Source organism: Streptomyces sp. NPDC046862, from assembly GCF_040704615.1.
Lineage (GTDB): Bacteria > Actinomycetota > Actinomycetes > Streptomycetales > Streptomycetaceae > Streptomyces.
In genome coordinates this window covers 238,635-255,413 of sequence record NZ_JBEYXP010000004.1, presented here as the reverse complement: position 1 = coordinate 255,413, position 16,779 = coordinate 238,635, and the positions used below count along the sequence as shown (strand labels likewise).

Annotated in this window: 14 protein-coding genes and 1 pseudogene; 3 read left to right on the top strand and 12 right to left on the bottom strand. The window is 70.6% G+C overall.

Annotated elements, in window-relative coordinates; translation table 11 throughout:
- Nucleotides 1-492 precede the first annotated feature (492 nt).
- A complete protein-coding gene (locus AB0959_RS06350) occupies nucleotides 493-1,359 on the top strand; it encodes a helix-turn-helix transcriptional regulator (protein ID WP_366825131.1) in 867 nt (288 codons plus the stop codon).
- 140 nt (nucleotides 1,360-1,499) lie between these two features.
- Nucleotides 1,500-2,844, top strand: a pseudogene (locus AB0959_RS06345) (metallophosphoesterase).
- On the opposite strand, the gene AB0959_RS06340 reads toward AB0959_RS06345, so the two are convergent.
- The 12 genes from AB0959_RS06340 to AB0959_RS06285 form a co-directional block, all read right to left on the bottom strand.
- A complete protein-coding gene (locus AB0959_RS06340) occupies nucleotides 2,802-3,113 on the bottom strand; it encodes a hypothetical protein (protein WP_105970034.1) in 312 nt (103 codons plus the stop codon). The pseudogene AB0959_RS06345 and the gene AB0959_RS06340 overlap by 43 nt on opposite strands.
- 1,251 nt (nucleotides 3,114-4,364) lie before the next feature.
- Complete coding sequence (locus AB0959_RS06335) at nucleotides 4,365-4,715, bottom strand: nuclear transport factor 2 family protein (protein WP_366825233.1); 351 nt, start codon at nucleotides 4,713-4,715, stop codon at nucleotides 4,365-4,367.
- Nucleotides 4,712-5,818, bottom strand: coding sequence for an NAD(P)-dependent alcohol dehydrogenase (locus AB0959_RS06330; protein WP_366825129.1), 1,107 nt, complete (start codon nucleotides 5,816-5,818; stop codon nucleotides 4,712-4,714). Before AB0959_RS06330 ends, AB0959_RS06335 begins: the two co-directional genes overlap by 4 nt.
- Nucleotides 5,815-7,341 (bottom strand): aldehyde dehydrogenase family protein, encoded by a 1,527-nt coding sequence (locus AB0959_RS06325; RefSeq protein WP_366825128.1) that lies wholly within the window; start codon nucleotides 7,339-7,341, stop codon nucleotides 5,815-5,817. The genes AB0959_RS06330 and AB0959_RS06325 overlap by 4 nt, the downstream gene beginning before the upstream one ends.
- Before the next feature lie 31 nt (nucleotides 7,342-7,372).
- Nucleotides 7,373-7,774 (bottom strand): SCP2 sterol-binding domain-containing protein, encoded by a 402-nt coding sequence (locus AB0959_RS06320; protein ID WP_366825126.1) that lies wholly within the window; start codon nucleotides 7,772-7,774, stop codon nucleotides 7,373-7,375.
- Between the two features lie 22 nt (nucleotides 7,775-7,796).
- Nucleotides 7,797-9,386, bottom strand: coding sequence for a long-chain-fatty-acid--CoA ligase (locus AB0959_RS06315; protein ID WP_366825125.1), 1,590 nt, complete (start codon nucleotides 9,384-9,386; stop codon nucleotides 7,797-7,799).
- A 237-nt stretch (nucleotides 9,387-9,623) separates the two neighbouring features.
- Nucleotides 9,624-10,379 (bottom strand): SDR family oxidoreductase, encoded by a 756-nt coding sequence (locus AB0959_RS06310; protein ID WP_366825124.1) that lies wholly within the window; start codon nucleotides 10,377-10,379, stop codon nucleotides 9,624-9,626.
- On the bottom strand, nucleotides 10,376-11,434 hold the full coding sequence (locus tag AB0959_RS06305; RefSeq protein WP_366825123.1) for a phosphotransferase family protein: 1,059 nt from the start codon (nucleotides 11,432-11,434) through the stop codon (nucleotides 10,376-10,378). The genes AB0959_RS06310 and AB0959_RS06305 overlap by 4 nt, the downstream gene beginning before the upstream one ends.
- Nucleotides 11,431-12,639, bottom strand: coding sequence for an acyl-CoA dehydrogenase family protein (locus AB0959_RS06300; protein ID WP_366825122.1), 1,209 nt, complete (start codon nucleotides 12,637-12,639; stop codon nucleotides 11,431-11,433). Before AB0959_RS06300 ends, AB0959_RS06305 begins: the two co-directional genes overlap by 4 nt.
- Nucleotides 12,640-12,718: 79 nt before the next feature.
- Nucleotides 12,719-13,489 (bottom strand): 3-hydroxyacyl-CoA dehydrogenase, encoded by a 771-nt coding sequence (locus AB0959_RS06295; protein WP_366825121.1) that lies wholly within the window; start codon nucleotides 13,487-13,489, stop codon nucleotides 12,719-12,721.
- Nucleotides 13,490-13,525: 36 nt separating this feature from the next.
- Nucleotides 13,526-14,689 (bottom strand): thiolase family protein, encoded by a 1,164-nt coding sequence (locus tag AB0959_RS06290; protein ID WP_366825120.1) that lies wholly within the window; start codon nucleotides 14,687-14,689, stop codon nucleotides 13,526-13,528.
- Between the two features lie 17 nt (nucleotides 14,690-14,706).
- Nucleotides 14,707-15,576 carry a crotonase/enoyl-CoA hydratase family protein gene (locus AB0959_RS06285; RefSeq protein WP_366825119.1) on the bottom strand — a complete coding sequence of 290 codons (870 nt, stop codon included), beginning with the start codon at nucleotides 15,574-15,576 and terminating at the stop codon, nucleotides 14,707-14,709.
- Nucleotides 15,577-15,677: 101 nt separating this feature from the next.
- Here AB0959_RS06285 and AB0959_RS06280 point away from each other — a divergent pair, with 101 nt between their 5' ends.
- The gene (locus AB0959_RS06280) at nucleotides 15,678-16,778 is read left to right on the top strand and encodes an NAD(P)-dependent alcohol dehydrogenase (protein ID WP_366825118.1); all 1,101 of its coding nucleotides are present in this window, start codon (nucleotides 15,678-15,680) and stop codon (nucleotides 16,776-16,778) included.
- Nucleotide 16,779 lies beyond the last annotated feature (1 nt).

Genomic DNA, 16,779 nt, shown 5'->3' with positions numbered 1-16,779 from the left:
GGTCCGCCAATTGCGCATCGGACGACTGTCCGGGTGGCAGAACCGAGGGATTCAGCCACAAGCCCGGAAGAAGGGCGAGCGGAGTCGAGCAGTGAGGTGCCCCAGCACTGGAAGGCGGGGGCGGGCAGCGTACGTTTCAGCGACTTCATGGTGTCCACGTCGCCTGAAACTGCCGGCCCGGCGCGGCCGGTTACACGGCCAGGCGGTCTCGCCCTGGCAGTAGACGTCGATCTCAGCGTGCGCCGAGCGCGGCGGCGACCTTCTCGCCCTGCTCGTGGTTGCAGGCTCCGACGAGCACGGTCTGGCGCCCTCCATCAGGCGGCGGGCGGTCTCACGGCCGAGAACCACGTTGGCTCCGGTGAAGAAGGTGATCGCCTTGCCCTCAACCATGGTCCCGCCGAGGGAGGCGAACCAGGGACGCTTCAACGGTAGGAAGACCAGTACCACCCTCACGCCCACACACACGACGGGGGATGCGGGAAAATAAAGACCATGTCGACAGTATCCGGAACCGGACTGGGCGCGATGATCCGCACGTGGCGGGACCGGCTGCCCCCGTCGGCCGCCGCGCTGCCGGTGGCCCGCGGGCGCCGGGCGGCCGGCCTGCGGCGCGAAGAACTGGCTGATCTTGCTGGAGTATCGGTCGACTACATCGTGCGCCTGGAACAGGGGCGGGCCACGACCCCCTCAGCGCCGGTAGTGGCGTCCCTGGCACGCGCCCTGCAGCTCTCCACCGCCGAGCGGGACCACCTGTACCGACTGGCCCAGCTCGTCCCGCCGGTGGACGGTGCGATCTCCGGCCATCTCCCGCCCGGCATGCAGCGAGTGCTCGCCCGGCTCGGGGACGTGCCGGTTGCCGTGTTCGCGGCGGACTGGCAACTGGTGTGGTGGAACCGTGGGTGGGCCGCCCTGCTCGGCGACCCCTCCGCCTCGCCACCGTCACTGCGCAACTTCGCCCGCGACAGGTTCCCCGTGGACGCCGGCCCCGCCCATCTCGCGCAGTGGCCAGTGACCGAGGCGGACCGCGAAGCGACCGACGCCGCCGTCGTCTCCGACCTGCGCCGCGCCACGGGACGCTTCCCTCAGGACACCCGCTTGGCCACGCTGATCCGCGAGCTGAACGCGGGCAACAAAAGGTTCGCCGATCTGTGGGCGACCGGAGAGGTGGCCGCGCACCGCGAGGACCACAAGACGATCGACCACCCCTCGGTGGGCCCGGTCACGGTGGACTGCGATGTCCTGACCGACGGCGACTCCGAGCTCAAGATCGTCATCATGACCGCCGTGCCTGGCAGTGAGGACGAGACCAAGCTCCGGCTCACCGCCATCGCCGGCGCACGGGCCATCACACACACCTGATCCGACCGTGCGACCGCCCAGGCGCTCCCGCCTGCGGACCGTCCATGAGGACCGGGATTCAGGTGGTCCGGGAATACTCATTCCCGCGCGCACCATCGTGCACGCCGAGTCGCCTCAGATTCCGTTTCGCAGTCGCCGTTCTGGCGGTGTTCGTCACGCTCCACTGGTATGCCTGGAGCCGTCTTGTACGGGAGACCTCGCTCCCGGGCTCCATCCCACGGCGAGTCGGCAACGCCATCTTCGTGGCCGGGCCGGTGCTCACGATCGGCGCCCTGACCGGCGGTGTCGCGGGAGTCCCGTTCGTCCTCCACCGCGTCATTGCCTGGCCCGGAACCCTGTGGCTGGCCCTCTTCCTGTATCTGCTGCTCGCGCTGCTGGCAGGCGAGGCCGTCCGCCCTGTGCTGCGGTGGTGGTTCGCCCGGCCCGGCGCGGACGCTGCGCGACGGTCTTCACCGGCGGTGGACTCCACGGCCACACGGTCAGACGGGGCCCGGTCTTGAGGAGGACCAGGATCTGCTCGTCACGATCGGCGAGACACGGTCCGGTGGGGCGGGGCTCGGCGACTCCGATACCGCGCGTGGCACTGCCGAGCCGGTCACGGTGCCGTAACGCCCGCGCGGACGGGAGCCTGAGCACTCGTCCGGTTCCGCTCCCTCGCGCCGTCTCTTCGTCTCCCGTGTGGTGGGCGGCGCGGCCGCGGCTGTGGCTTTTGGCACCGTCGGCTACGGCACGTACGGCGTACTCCGTGGTCCTGAGGTGAAGCGGCTCACCACTCCGCTGGCCAAGTTGCCTCGCAGCGCGCACGGCTTCCGGATCGCGGTGGTCAGCGACATCCACCTCGGCCCGATCCTGGGCCGCGGCTTCTCCCAGCGGGTCGTCGACACCATCAACGCCACCCAACCCGACCTGATCGCCGTCGTCGGCGATCTCGTGGACGGCAACGTCGAGGACCTCGCACCGGCCGTCGAACCACTCGCCCGGCTGCAGGCACGGCACGGCTCCTACTTCGTCACCGGCAACCACGAATACCTCTCCGGCGCCGAACAGTGGGTCGACAAGGTACGGGACCTGGGGCTGCGCCCGCTGGAGAGCGCCCGCACGGAACTGCCCGGCTTCGACCTGGCGGGCGTCAACGACCTCCAGGGCGAAGATGAGGGACAGGGCCCCGACCTCGGCAAGGCGCTCGGCGAGCGCGACCGCTCCCGCGCCGTCGTCCTCCTCGCTCACCAGCCCGTCGTCATCCACGACGCCGTCCGCCACGAAGTCGACCTCCAGCTCTCCGGCCACACCCACGGAGGCCAGCTCTGGCCCGGGAACCTCCTCGCCGAGCTGGCCAACCCCACCGTCGCAGGCCTGGAGCGGTACGGCGACACCCAGCTGTACGTGAGCCGCGGCGCAGGGGCCTGGGGCCCGCCGGTCCGCGTGGGCGCGCTGTCCGACGCTCATGGAGCCTGCGGCTTGAGCGGGGTGAGGTCGGGTGGGTAGCCCTTGGCGCGGAGCCAGATGTCGAGGGCGGTGGCGACGATGTCGCCGTGGGGTGTGCCGTGATCGGCGTTGTAGCGGCGGATGCGTCGTTGGAGCTGGAGGACGTCCGGCACCGCGTAGTTGAGCTGTCCGCGATTGATGTGGCGGTTGGCGATGACTGCAAGGGTGTCGGGATGTGGGGTGAGGGGATCGGCGGCGGGTTGGGACTGGGCTTCGAGCGCGTCGGCCATGTCACGAAGTCGTCGGGCGTGGTGGGAGAGGTCGGGCACTCAGGCTCCTCCAGCCGGTTTGACTAGGCGGCTAGTTAGCCGCCTATTGGGCTATTGAAATAGTCGGTGGAAGGGGCGGCCGAGTAACTCAGCCAGCTGGAGGCCGCCCCTTGCGCATTGTGGCGTGTCAGAAGTCGCGGGCGGTGAGCCACTCGTCGAGCGCGACCGAGACGATGTCACCGATGGGCAGGTGATCGAGTTCGTTGTCCAGCGCGAAGCGCTTGAGCCGCCGCTTCAGCCTCAACTCCGCGGGGACCGACGAGTCGAGACTCTCGCGTGTGATGATGCGCTGGTTGAGTACGACGGCTGTCTCGGGGATGTCCTTGGGCCGACCGGGTCCCTGAGCCCACGGGGGTTCCCTCGCTGGGTGCTGCCTCCGATCGCGTGTTCTGCTCCTGGCGAGACCCCGGAACATCGCTCTTCACCGGGAAAGCCATACCGCCCGGGACCGGAGAAACGGCTGGCCGGACGGCAATCTCTGCGGTCGGGGACACCCCTGAGTTCGTGTTGGTATCAGGGGCCGGAGCGGACTGCGGAACGTGCTCGATCAGTTGCGTGGGCTGGGCGGGGGGTGCCGCAGTTTCGGCAGCCCGGGCGAATTGTTCCTGCCTCTGCAGCGAATGCCCAAGGGGCACCGACTGCACCGCAGGCACTACTGCAACTGGGGCTTGAGCAGGGCCGCTCGGTACGACGCCGACGGCCGGTGAGATGTGGGGCTGTGGCTCCTCGGGGTCCGTCCCAGTCGGGTCGCCCTCCGTCGCGGTCGTCACGGGAGCCGTGGAAGCGTGCTGGGTCTCGGACCCGTCGGCAGCAGGACGACCTTCGCCTTGGTCGGCGGCTTGTTCGGCGGCGAACTGCTCAGGGGTGAGCTCGGCGGCCGAGGGAGGGGGCGGCGGGGTCTTCTTCATGGCCTCGCCCAGGGCGCGTCCAGCTGAGCGCGCTACGAGCACTACTGCCGCTCGGAAGCGCCATCACCGTGCACGGCCCCACCGAAGCCAGGGCTCACCTCAGCGACCTCGTCACCGATCTTGCCCACCACTATGCGCCGTCACCGACGTCCTGACCCGCGACGGGCGCCGCTGCCTCCACCGGCTGTGGGCATGACGCGGGCGCCTACCACGCAGCACATAGTGCGTCAGGAGCGCGCGACCGTGGGCGCGCCCTCGGTCGGACGCGCCCCGCTCAACATTGCCGGTCCTCAGTACGTCAGTTCGTCAGGCCGAGCTGCGTGAGGAATTCGAAGTGGTCGTATTACACGCGGTATTCGCTGACCCGCCCGTCGCGCAGGCGCCAGAACTCGGCCAGCCCGATCCGGATGGGCCGTCCTGTCGGAGGGATCGCGTTGCCGTCGGGCGCCGCGAGGTCCTGGGTGTGGGTGCCGGTCACCTCCAGCTCGACGGCGACCTCGTCCCGCGCGGCGACGATCCGGTGCGGCCGGTGCGCGAGGTCGGGGAAGGCGGCGAAGAACCCGGCCATCCAGATGGTGACCATCTCGGGTCCCTTCTGCTGGAACCCCGGTGCCTCGATGACGCACTCCGGATGCAGGATCTGCTCGACCCAGTCGAAGTCATGGGCATCGACATGTGCGAAGTGCTGTGTCAGGGGGCGTCGAAGACCAGTACGGGCTTGATGACCTGCCCGGAGCGGGCGGACGCGATCGCTTCGTTGATCTCGTGGAAGGGGCGGCGTTCGACCAGCCGGTCGAAGGGGAAGTCGCCTGCCCGCCAGAGCTTGATGAGCCTGGGGATGAGGTCGTGCGGGTCCGCGTCGCCCTCGATGACGCCGGTCAGGGTGCGGCCGATGAGGAGATGCCCCTGGTCGATGGTCATCTCGTTCTCCAGGCCCTGGAGCCCGAGCGTGGCGCAGACGCCGGGGGAGCGCAGGGCCTCCACCGCCTGGCGTACGACGGATCCGAGGCCCACGGCGTCGACGGTGAAGTCCAGCCCGGTTCCGGTGATCTCGGTGATGGCCCAGCCCACGTCCTTGGTCTGCGACGGATCGATCACGTGGGTCGCGCCGAGTTCGGTGGCCAGCTTCAGCCGTTCCGGATTGAGGTCGACCGCGACGATGGTCGTGCACCCGGCCGCCTTGGCCGCCATGACCGCGCTCAGTCCGACCGCGCCGAGACCGAAGACGCCCAGGCTCTGGCCGGCGGCGGGCCGGAGCACGTTGAACACGGTGCCGGCGCCGGTCATCAGACCGCAGCCGAGCGGGCCGAGGATGTCGAGCGGCACGTCGTCGTCGACCTTGACCGTGTTGCGGACGCTCGCCACCGCGTACGCGCCGAACGAGGACTGGCCGAACCAACTGCCGTGGACGTCCTCGTCGCCGCGGCTCATGGTCGCGGTCCCGTCGAGGCGGGTGCCGAAGTAGTTCAGCGCGGCGAACAGTTCGCAGTAGGCGGGGTGCCCGGCCTTGCAGGTCGCGCATTCCCGGCAGGAGTCGAAGCTCAGGACGACGTGGTCGCCCACCGAGAGCGTCTCGACAGCGTCCCCGACGGCGTGGACCACGCCCGCGCCCTCGTGGCCGAGCACGACCGGGAGCGGCAGCGGGACGCCGCCGGACTGTGCGGTGAGGTCGGTGTGACAGACGCCGACGCCCGCGATCCTGACCAGTACCTCATCCGGGGCCAGCTCGCCGAACTCGACCTCCTCGATCGTCAGTTCGGCGCCGGGTTCCCTCAGGACGGCGGCGTTCCCTTTCATACGTTCTCCTTGGTGCGGTCCGCGACGGGCGGCAGTACGAGGTCGTAGACCCGTCGGTCCAGCCGGCGCGACAGGTCGATGTGGACGAACTTCTCCTCGGTGTACTCGTCGAGCGAGTGGGGGCCGAGTTCGCGGCCCTGGCCGCTCTGCTTGACGCCGCCGAAGGGGTATTCGACGCTGACCATGTGCCAGTCGTTGATCCACACGGTGCCTGACTCGAGGCGGCGCGCCACCTCGAGGGCGGCGTCGACGTCCTCGCTCCAGACCCCCGCCGACAGCCCGTACTCGCTGTCGTTGGCGATGGCGACTGCCTCGTCGACGCTGCCGTAGGGGATGACGCAGAGGACGGGGCCGAAGATCTCCTCCTGGGCGATGCGCATGTCCGGGCGGACACCTGTGAAGATGGTGGGCCCCACCCAGAACCCCGGGCCCTCGGGCACGGAACCGCTGTATGCGAGGGTGGCGCCTTCCTTCTGCCCCAGCTCGATGTATCCGAGGATGCGCTCGCGCTGTTCGGCGGAGACGACAGGGCCGAGGTCGGTGTCGAACTCGGCCGGATCGCCGATCTTCATCGTCTTGGCCCGCTCGATGAGCCTGGCGACGAAGTCGTCGTGCAGAGCCTCGGGGAGCAGCAGCCTGGTGCCGGACTCGCAGGCCTGCCCCGAGTAGAGCATGCAGGCGAACAGGGCGCCGTCGACCGCCGTGTCCAGGTCGGCGTCGGCGAGCACGATGTTGGCGCCCTTGCCGCCGAGTTCCAGGGTGACCCGCTTGACGTTGTCGGCCGCCAGCCTGCTGATCTCGCGGCCGACGGCGGTCGAGCCGGTGAAGGCGATCTTGCGTACGTCCGGATGTACGGCCAGCCGCGCGCCCACTTCCTCGCCCTCCCCGGTGACGATGTTGAGGACGCCCGGCGGGAGTCCGGCCTCGTGGGCGGCCTCGGCGAGGGCGAGGAGGGTGAGGGGGGTCTTCTCGTCCGGCTTGAGGACGATGCAGTTGCCCGCGGCGAGGGCAGGGCCGAGCTTCCAGACGGCCAGCAGGAGGGGGAAGTTCCAGGGCACGATGCCGGCTACGACGCCGATGGGCTCCCTGCGAACCACTCCGGTGGCGAGCGTGGGGTAGGACAGCTGCGGGCCGGGGCGCTCGAGGGCGTAACTCCGGGCCAGGTCGGCGAAATACTGGAGATGGGAGATGGAGTAGCCGACGTGGAAGGCCATGGCCTGCCGGATCGTGACGCCGTTCTCCTTGATGTGCAGCTCGACGAGTTCGTCCATCCGCTCGGAGAGCTTCGCCACGATCGCCGACATCACCTCCGCCCGTTCCTCGGGGCTCTTGCCGCGCCACTCGCCGCGCTCATGGGCCCGCTTCGCGGCGGCCACCGCGAGGTCGGCGTGCTCGGTCCGCCCCCTGGCCGCCGTGGCGAACACCTGGCCCGTGGCGGGATCGACCATCTCGAACGGGTCGCCGGCCGCGTCCACCCACGCGCTGTCGATGTACATCCGGTAGTGCTTGGTATCTGTCGTCATTGACCGACCTGCCTTGGGGTGTCGAGGGGGCTCAGTTACCGGCGTCCTTCTTGCCGACGAGTTCGCGGTAGACCGGGAACAACGGCTTGGTCAGCGGCACCAGCTTGAGGATCTGGGTGACCGGGCCCTTGGCCTTGACCTGCCCCTTGGCCAGTCCGACCGCGACGTTGTACTCGCCGCGCCAGAACTTGTTGCCGTTGTCGGCCGACATCGCGAGCCGGACGTCGGGGTCGAGGTCGGAATCGCCCTCGATGACGACGATCTCGGGCTCCTTCATGAGCACGGTGATGGACGAGTCCGGGCCCGTGTAGTCGAGTCGGAGGGTGATCCCGGAGGCCTTGAGGACCGGGCCGACCTCGGGGTGGCTGTTGGCCTCCCGGAAGACGCCGCCGAGGTAGAGGTAGACCTCTTCCGCGCTGGTGAAGTAGCTCATCGTCAGATCCTTTGCTTGTGGTTCAGCTGTTGTCGGTGTTGTTCGAGTACGTCTTGCGCAGCTCGCGCTTGAGCACCTTGCCCGTGGCGGTGCGGGGCAGTTCCTGGACGATCTCCACCGTCTTGGGACACTTGTAGGCGGCCAGGCGCGCACGGCAGAAGGCGATGAGTTCGGCGGCGTCGACCACGGCACCGGACGCCACGGTGACGACGGCCTTGACCGCCTCGACGTAGGTCGGATCGGGAACGCCGATGACGCACACGTCGGCCACGGAGGGGTGCTGGTTGATCACCCGCTCGACCTCGGCGGGGTAGATGTTCTCGCCACCCGAGATGATCATGTCCTTGACGCGGTCGCGGATGAAGAGGAAGCCGTCGTCGTCCATGAAGCCGGCGTCTCCGGTGCGGAACCATCCGTCGCTGAAGGATTCGGCGGTGGCTTCCGGCTTGTCCCAGTACCCGGCCATGGCCTGTTCGGACCTGATCCAGAATTCGCCGGTCCTACCGCGCGGCACCTCTTCCCCCGTGAGCGGGCTGGCGACCCGGACCTGTACGCCTGCCACAGGCCTGCCGGCCGAGGTGAGCAACTGGGCCCGGCCCGGGTCGCGGTGGGCGTCCGGTCCCAGGACGCTGAACACCCCGGACGCCTCGGTCATCCCGTACACCTGGTAGAAGTCCTGTGTGAACCGCTCCAGGCACCGTCGCATCAGCGGCAGCGGCATCGGGGATCCGCCGTAGCCCAGGCACCGCAGGCTGGACAGGTCCGCCTTGTCGAGTTCGGGCGTGGCCAGGAAGTACTCGTAGACCGTCGGGACGAAGAAGGCGTGGGTGACCCTTTCCCGCCGGATCTGTTCCAGGACGGCGGTCGGGACCACGTCCCGGACGAGGACCGTGCGGGCGCCCGTCCAGAGGCCGATCAGGGCCCAGCTGATGCCGCCGACGTGGAACAGCGGCATGGCCACCATGTTCACGCTGTCGTGGGAGAAGCCGAACGCCTCCGCGGCTGAGGCGCAGTGCGCTCCCAGGCTGCGGTGGGTGAGCATCGCGCCCTTGGGGAATCCCGTGGTGCCGGAGGTGTAGAGCAGGAGTACGCAGTCGTCCGGCTCGGGCCGGTGGCTGCGGGGCACGGGGGTGGCGGACGTCAGGTAGTTCTCGTACTCGTCCGTGTCGCCGCCGACGACGATGACCTTCCTCAGGTGGGGCAGCCGCTCCCGGATTTCTTCCACTTGCGGGAGGAACTCGGCGCCGACGACGAGGATTTGGGCCTGCGCGTCGGCGAGGACGTACTCGACCTCGTCGGGGCTCAGCCGCCAGTTGACGATGACGTGTGCGTATCCGTCCCTGGCCGCAGCGAGCGTGGCCTCGATCGTCGCGGAGCTGTTCTTGTTGAGGGTCGCGAAGTGTAGGCCTGGGCGCAGGCCGTCCGCGGCCAGTGCGGCGGCCAGGAGTGCGACCCGGTCCGCCAGGCCGCTCCAGGTCCAGCGCCGGTCGCTTTCCGCCAGCGCCTCGGCGTCCGGCGTGGCCGCGTTCCAGAAGTCCAGGATGCTGTGCAGATCGCTGCCGGGTTCCGGGCAACCGCCGTTCTCGGCCGTGTGTGGTGTCGCTGTCGCCATGTGCGATTCCTCCGGTACTGGCCGCCGGCCGTTGCTGAAACGGCCGGAGAGGGCGGCGAGTGTGGGTCGGTGGCGGAATGATCTGCCCCGGCGGGTCGCGGGGGCGGTGCGGGGGGTGGCCGCCGGACCGGCTCTCAGGGGGAGTGCGGTGCGGCCACAGTAAAACTGACCGCCTGTACGGTCAATAGAGCGGACGAGTGGATTTCCTGCACGCCCGGCCTTGACGGGCGTCGACTCTCAGGCCCGCCAGAGACGACGGCCTGGTCTGGAGATCACGATGCTGGGGACCACGGCCGTACGGGACAGTCCGACCACGGACGAGACCATTTCCGCGACGTCCCCCGCCGTGATCATGTCCTCTGGGGCCAGCCGCTCGTGCATCCATGACGTCATGTCGGTGTCGACGTACCCGGGTGCCACCGCACAGGCGGAGACGCCGGCCTCGGACTCCTCCACGTTGACCGACTCGCACAGTGACAGCACGGCCGCCTTGGTCGCCGCGTAGGCCGCCAGCGACGGCTCGGCGGTGACGCCGGTGATGGAGGCGATGGCCACCACTCTGGTGCCGTGGCGTACGCCGGTGCCGTCCGGTGGCCGGGAGGCCGTGGCGCGCAGCGCGGGCAGGCATTCCTGGACCAGCTGGAACGGGGCACGCAGGTTGACGGCGTACTGCCTGTCCAGCCGGGCCAGGGGAAAGTCGGCGATCGCGCCGGCCTGACCCATCCCCGCGCTGAGCACGAGCGCGTCCAGCCGGCCGTCGTACGCCGCGAGGTGCTGCTGCGCCACATCGCGGACGTTGGCCTCCTCGGCCATGTCACCCGGCGCCGTGTGCACGTGCACTCCGTGATCGGCTCGCAGTTCGTCGGCCAGCGAGCGCAGGGGCCCGGGGGAGCGGGCGGCGAGACTCAGATCCCAGCCGTCGGCGGCCAGGCGCCGCGCGACGGCCGCACCGATACCGCGGGAGGCTCCGGTGATGAGCGCGGTGCGGGTCATGTCGCGTCCAGTCCGGCGAGTGCGGCGGACCCCGCCCACAGCAGGGGCAGTACGGCGTCGCCGATGGTGTGGAAGCCGTCGCCGACGGTCTGGCCTGCGAGGTGACGAGCGTGAATGCCTTCCGCGATCACCGCGAGCTTGAAGTAGCCGAGCGCCCGGTAGAAGGGCAGATTGCTCAGGTCCTCGCCGGTCCGGTAGGCGTAGTGCTCGGCGAGTTCGCCTGCGGTGGGGAAGCCCGGGTTGCCGTGCAGGATGTGACGCACACCGAGCACCGGTTCGCTGACCGGATCCCAGTACACGAGCAACATGCCCAGGTCCGCGAGCGGGTCGCCGAGAGTCGCCATCTCCCAGTCCACGATCGCGCGGACGTGCTCCGGGTCGGTGCGATCGAGGATGGTGTTGTCCAGGCGGTAGTCGCCGTGCACGATGCCGCTCGGGCCCGCCGGAGGCAGGCGGTCGGCCAGAGCCATGACCAGCTGGTCCACGAGGGGTGTCTCCCTCGTCGCGACCAGGTTCCACTGGCTGCGCCAGCGCTTCAGCTGCCGTGCCAGATAGCCCTCGGGGCGGCCGAATTCCGTCAGCCCCACCGCCTCTGGGTCCACCTCGTGGAGCGCTGCCAGCTGGTCCACCAGGGCCAGCGCGCACCGCCCTTGCTCGGCGGCACTGAGCAGCGCGGCGTCCTGGGCGCTGCGGACGACCATGCCGTCGACGAACTGCACCACCGCGAACGGGGCTCCGATGACCGAGTGGTCCTCGCACAGGCCGACCGGCGCCGCCACCGGCACGCCGGTGCCGTGCAAGGCAGCGACGACGCGGTACTCACGTGCCATGTCATGGGCGCTGGGCGTCAGGGTGCCCAGCGGCGGGCGACGCAGCACCCAGTGGTGCGGGCCCGCCTGAATCTCGTACGTCAGGTTCGACCTGCCGCCCTGGAGGAGGCGGGCCCGGATCGGGCCGTCGAAGTCGGGGACGAGCTCGCCGAGCCACTTCCCCAACGCGTCGACGTCCAGGCCGATCGGCGACCCGGCCGGCGTGGTGATGTCCGTCGCGGTCATGTCGCGGTCTCCTCACGGTGGCGTGCGTGGCGGCTGACGGCGCGTCGAGCGATGGCCCAGCGGTGGGTCTCGGAGGGGCCGTCGTAGATGCGGAAGGCCCTGACCTCGCTCAGGAAGCGGGAGAGCGGGACGTCGGAGGAGATCCCCAGGGCGCCGCAGATCTGTACGGAGCGGTCGACGACGCGGCCCACCGCCTCGGCGACGAACGTCTTGGCGATGGCGGACTCCTGGGCGCCGCGTGCCCCGCTGTCCAGGACCCGGGCGGTGTCGTGGATGAGTGCCCGACCGGCCGCCATGTCGATCTCGGAGTCGGCCAGTTGTTGCTGGACCATGCCGAGTTCGGCGAGGCGCGAGCCGAAGGCCTCGCGGGTGCTCGCCCGCTCCAGCGCGATGTCCTGCGCGCGCCGCGCCAGGCCGAGCCAGCGCATGCAGTGCGTCAGCCGGGCCGGCGCCAGCCGCACCTGCGCGTACTCGAACCCCCGGTCGACCTCACCGAGGACCTGTTCGTCGCCGACGACACAGCCGTCGAAGACGATCTCGCTGTGGCCCGCGAACAGGCCCTCGTCGAGGGTGTCGATGTCCCGCTCGATCGTCATGCCGGGCCGGTCGGCGTCGACCAGGAACATGGTCGCCCCGCCCCGGTCGCCCGGCGCACCGCTGGTACGGGCCATGCAGATGGCGAACCCGGCACCCCGCGCGCCGCTGATGAACCACTTGCGGCCGTCGATGCGCCAGCCTCCGGGTACTCGCGTGGCCGTCGTGGCCAGCGCGCTGGGGTCCGAACCCGCGCCCGGGGCCGGCTCCGTCATCGCGAAGCAGGACCGGATCTCACCGGCGGCCAGCGGGGCCAGGTAGCGCCGCTTCTGCTCCTCGGTGGCGACCTTCTCCAGGAGGTGCATGTTGCCCTCGTCCGGTGCCGCGATGTTCAGTGCGAGCGGACCGAGCAGGGAGTAGCCCGCCTCCTCGAAGACGACGGCCTGGGCAAGGGTGTTCAGGCCGAGCCCGCCCCGGTCCCGACCGACGTGCGGGGCGAGCAGGCCTGCCTCGCGGGCGGCGTCCTGCAACCGGCGCCGTACCTTCTCGGGGCCGTCGTGGACCCGGCCGCCGGTCTCGGTCTCCACGGGGATCACCACGTCACGCACCAACTGCCGGGTGCGTTGGGCGAGTTCGGCGACGGAGGGATCGATGTCGATGGGGATGTGCACGGTGGCGGCGCCTCTCGATCGTGCGGTCGGGGTCGGGGTACGTCGGGGGTAGGTGGTCGCGCGCCGGGGCCGGACCGCGTCAGCGCGGTGCCATGCGGATCGCGCCGTCGAGGCGGATGACCTCGCCGTTGAGCATCGGGTTGGCGACGATGTGCTCGACCAGTGCGGCGTACTCGTCGGGATCGCCGAGTCGGCTGGGGTGGGGCACCTGGGCGCCGAGCGAACGACGTGCCTTGTCCGGCAGCCCGTTCAGGATCGGGGTGGCGAACAGACCCGGGGCGATGGTGACCACACGGATCAGGCTCGCGGCCAGCTCCCGCGCGATCGGCAGGGTCATGCCGACGATGCCGCCCTTGGAGGCCGCGTACGAGGCCTGCCCGATCTGTCCGTCGAACGCCGCCACGGAGGCGGTGTTGACGATGACGCCGCGTTCCTCGCCCTGCGGCGCGGTCGGCTCGGTGTCCTGCATCCGCTGCGCGGCGAGCCGGATCACGTTGAACGTGCCGACCAGGTTGATCTCCACCACCCGGCGGAAGCGCTCCAGCGCCAGCGGTCCGTCCTTGCCGACGGTGCGGCCGGGGTCGCCGATGCCCGCGCAGTTGACGACCACTCGAAGTGGTGCCGCGTCCCCGGCGAGGTCGAGCGCGGCCGCGACCTGCTCGGGGTCGGTGACATCGGCGGGCGCGAAGACGGCTTGGCCGTCGAGGTCCTTGGCGACCGCCTCGCCCGCCGAGGAGGGGAGGTCGGCGATGACGACCAGGGCCCCGGCCGCCGCAAGGCGCTGCGCGGTGGCCAGCCCGAGCCCGGAGGCGCCGCCGGTGACGAGGGCGGCGCTGCCTGAGAGATGCATGGGGGTCTCCTCTGAAGGTGCTCGAATGGGGAGGGCTCAGAGCCGCTCGATGATCGTGGCGTTGGCCATGCCCCCGCCCTCGCACATGGTCTGCAGGCCGTAACGGCCGCCGGTGGCTTCCAGGTGGTTGACCAGGGTGGTCAGCAGCCGGGTGCCGGAGGCCCCGAGGGGATGGCCGAGGGCGATGGCACCGCCGCGCGGGTTCACCCGGTCCGGGTCGGCTCCGGTCTCCCGCTGCCACACCAACGGCACCGCGGCGAAGGCCTCGTTGACCTCGAAGGCGTCGATGTCGTCGATGGCCAGACCCGCCCGCTCCAGCACGCGGACGGTCGCCGGGATCACGCCGGTGAGCATCAGCAGCGGGTCGCTGCCGGTGACCGCGAAGGAGTGGAACCGTGCGCGGGGGCGCAGGCCCAGGGCGGCGGCCTTGTCCTCACTCATGATGAGCGCGGCGGAGGCGCCGTCGGTGAACGGGGAGGAGTTGCCCGCGGTGACACGCCAGTCGATCTCCGGGAAGCGCCTGCCCGTGGCGTCGTCGAGGAACGCCGGCTTCAGTCCGGCCAGGGCCTGAGGGGTGGTGGTCGGCCGGACCGTCTCGTCCGTCTCATGGCCGCCGACCGGGACGACCTCGCCGTCGAAGCCGCCCGACGCGGCGGTCGCAGCGGCGAGCCGATGGGAGCGCGCGGCGAAGGCGTCGAGCTCCTGCCGGTCGATCTTCCAGCGAGCGGCGATGAGCTCCGCCGAGACACCCTGTTGGATCAGGCCGTCGGGATACCGCGAGGCGAGCGGGGCGTACGGGTTGCTGCCCTGGACGGCGGAGAACATCGGCACCCGGCTCATGGACTCGACACCGCAGGCGATCGCGATGTCGTACGCGCCCGCGAGCACGCCCTGCGCCGCGAAGTGTGCGGCCTGCTGGCTGGATCCGCACTGCCGGTCGACGGTTGTGGCCGGCACCGTCTCGGGAAGCCCGGCGGCCAGCACCGCGTTGCGCGCGATGTTGAGCGACTGCTCACCGTTCTGCCCGACGCACCCGGCGATCACGTCGTCCACGAGATCCGGGTCGAGCTTGTTGCGCCGCAGCAGCGCGCTCAGGACGGTGGCGAGCAGCTCCACCGGGTGCGTTCCGGACAGCGCGCCGCCCGGCTTGCCCTTGCCGGAGGGCGTACGTACGACATCGACGATCACCGCTGACTGCACCGCTGTCTCCTTGGCTGTCACTTGCCCTGCCACCGGGGCGGGCGCTTCTCGGCGAAGGCCCGCGGGCCTTCCTTGGCGTCCTCGCTGCGGCGGACCTCGCCGAACTCGGCCTCGTTCATGTCCCAGATCGACGGGCCCCAGTCGGAGCCGTACTCGGCGCTGCGCCGCATGATCCGTTTGCTCGCCCGGACGGCCAGCGGCGCGTTGCCCGCGATCTGCCGGGCCAGCCGCAGGGCACGGTCGACCACCTGGTCCGCGGGCACGACCTCGTTGACCAGGCCCCAGCGCAGGGCGGTGACCGCGTCCAGCGGCTCACCGGTCAGGGCGGCGTGGGCCGCGACCTTGGGCGGGATCTGCCGGTGCAGCCGCAGCAGCCCACCGGCGGCGGCGACGAGCCCGCGCTTCACCTCGGGCAGCCCGAGCTGCGCGTCCTCGCTGATCACCGCGAGATCGCAGGCGAGCACGATCTCGGTGCCGCCGCCGAGCGCGAAGCCGTTGACGGCGGCGATGAGCGGCTTGTCCACGACGTGGCGCACCAGCCCGGCGAACCCCCGTTCGGGATGCCCGGGAGCACTGACCGGCCGGCCGGCTCCCAGCTCCTTCAGGTCGGCGCCGGCGCAGAAGGCCCGTCCCGCCCCGGTGATCACGCCGACGCTCAGCTCCGGGTCCTCGTCGAGTTCCCGCAGGGCGTGGCCGACGGCCGTCGACATCGCCGCGTTGACCGCGTTCATCGCCCGGGGCCGGTTCAAGGTGATCACGGCGACCGGACCCTCGCGGCGCAGGACCGCGGCGGCCTCTTGCTCCGGCTGCTCCGGCTGATCCTGGATCTCCGGGGACTGTACGGGGAGGGCCACGCTCGGCTCCTTCGTCGTGCGGGTGGTAGCCATGAAGCTACTGTTGACCGCTCGTACGGTCAACAGTAGCGTCGGTCACGGGACGCGGACCGATACGCGCGGACCCATACGCGGACGGACCCCCGGGAGCGGACATGCGCATGCAGGCAGCGGTACTCAGGGCCGGTGACGGGCCCTTCGTGGTCGAGGAGGTCGACATCGCCGACCCGGGGCCCGGACAGGTGCTCGTGCGCATCGCCGCGGTGGGCTTCTGCCATACGGACGTGCTGCCGCGCGGCCAGGGCTTCCCCGCCCGGCCGCCGATCATCGCGGGCCACGAGGGAGCCGGGGTGGTCGAGGCCCTCGGGCCCGGCGTGACGGAGCCGCCGGTGGGCTCCCACGTCCTGCTGTCGTTCGACCACTGCGGCGCCTGCGAGAACTGCCTGGGCGGACACCCCGCCTACTGCCGGTCGTTCCTCCAGCGCAACCTCACCGGCACCGGGATCGAGGGAGGTGGCCAGCCGGTGACCGACGCCGACGGCAAGCCCGTTGCCTCGCGCTGGTTCGGCCAGTCCTCGTTCGCCACCCACGCCGTGGTGGACGTACGCAACACGGTCGTCGTCGACCCGGATCTGCCGCTGGAATTCCTCGCCCCCCTGGGCTGCGGCATCCAGACCGGCGCCGGATCGATCCTGCTCGCCCTCGGCGTCCGCGCCGGTTCGCGCGTCGTGGTGGTCGGTGCGGGCGGCGTGGGGCTGGCGGCCGTCATGGCGGCCAAGGTCGCCGGAGCCGCCACGATCGTGGCGGTCGACCTGCACGAGAGCCGGCTCGACCTGGCCCAGGAACTCGGCGCCACACCTGTCCTGTTGGGCGACGCCGACGACGTACCCCGCCGGCTCCGCAAGATCACCGGGGGAGGGGCCGACTACGTCCTGGACACCACCGGGGTTCCGGAGGTGATCAGGGACGGTGTCGACAGCCTGCGGGTCAGGGGAACGATCGGCCTGGTCGGAGCCCAGTCCCGGGACCTTGTCCTCGGCCCGGCCGCTCTGTCCACCGGCAAGACCGTGATGGGGATCCTGGAGGGCGACGCCGTACCCCGTCGCTTCCTTCCCCAGCTGATCGAACTGTGGCGGCAGGGCCGCTTCCCCGTCGAACGCCTGGTGCGGACCTATCCGCTCAGCGAGATCAACACCGCCGAGCGGGATGCCGCGTCCGGCGTGACCGTCAAGCCCGTACTGCTTCCTGGGAGTTGAT

Coding starts and splice junctions, on each gene's coding strand:
- AB0959_RS06350 (WP_366825131.1), top strand. CDS start 493: ATGTCGACAGTATCCGGAACCGGACTGGGCGCGATGATCCGCACGTGG.
- AB0959_RS06330 (WP_366825129.1), bottom strand. CDS start 5,818: ATGAAAGGGAACGCCGCCGTCCTGAGGGAACCCGGCGCCGAACTGACG.
- AB0959_RS06325 (WP_366825128.1), bottom strand. CDS start 7,341: ATGACGACAGATACCAAGCACTACCGGATGTACATCGACAGCGCGTGG.
- AB0959_RS06320 (WP_366825126.1), bottom strand. CDS start 7,774: ATGAGCTACTTCACCAGCGCGGAAGAGGTCTACCTCTACCTCGGCGGC.
- AB0959_RS06315 (WP_366825125.1), bottom strand. CDS start 9,386: ATGGCGACAGCGACACCACACACGGCCGAGAACGGCGGTTGCCCGGAA.
- AB0959_RS06310 (WP_366825124.1), bottom strand. CDS start 10,379: ATGACCCGCACCGCGCTCATCACCGGAGCCTCCCGCGGTATCGGTGCG.
- AB0959_RS06305 (WP_366825123.1), bottom strand. CDS start 11,434: ATGACCGCGACGGACATCACCACGCCGGCCGGGTCGCCGATCGGCCTG.
- AB0959_RS06295 (WP_366825121.1), bottom strand. CDS start 13,489: ATGCATCTCTCAGGCAGCGCCGCCCTCGTCACCGGCGGCGCCTCCGGG.
- AB0959_RS06285 (WP_366825119.1), bottom strand. CDS start 15,576: ATGGCTACCACCCGCACGACGAAGGAGCCGAGCGTGGCCCTCCCCGTA.
- AB0959_RS06280 (WP_366825118.1), top strand. CDS start 15,678: ATGCGCATGCAGGCAGCGGTACTCAGGGCCGGTGACGGGCCCTTCGTG.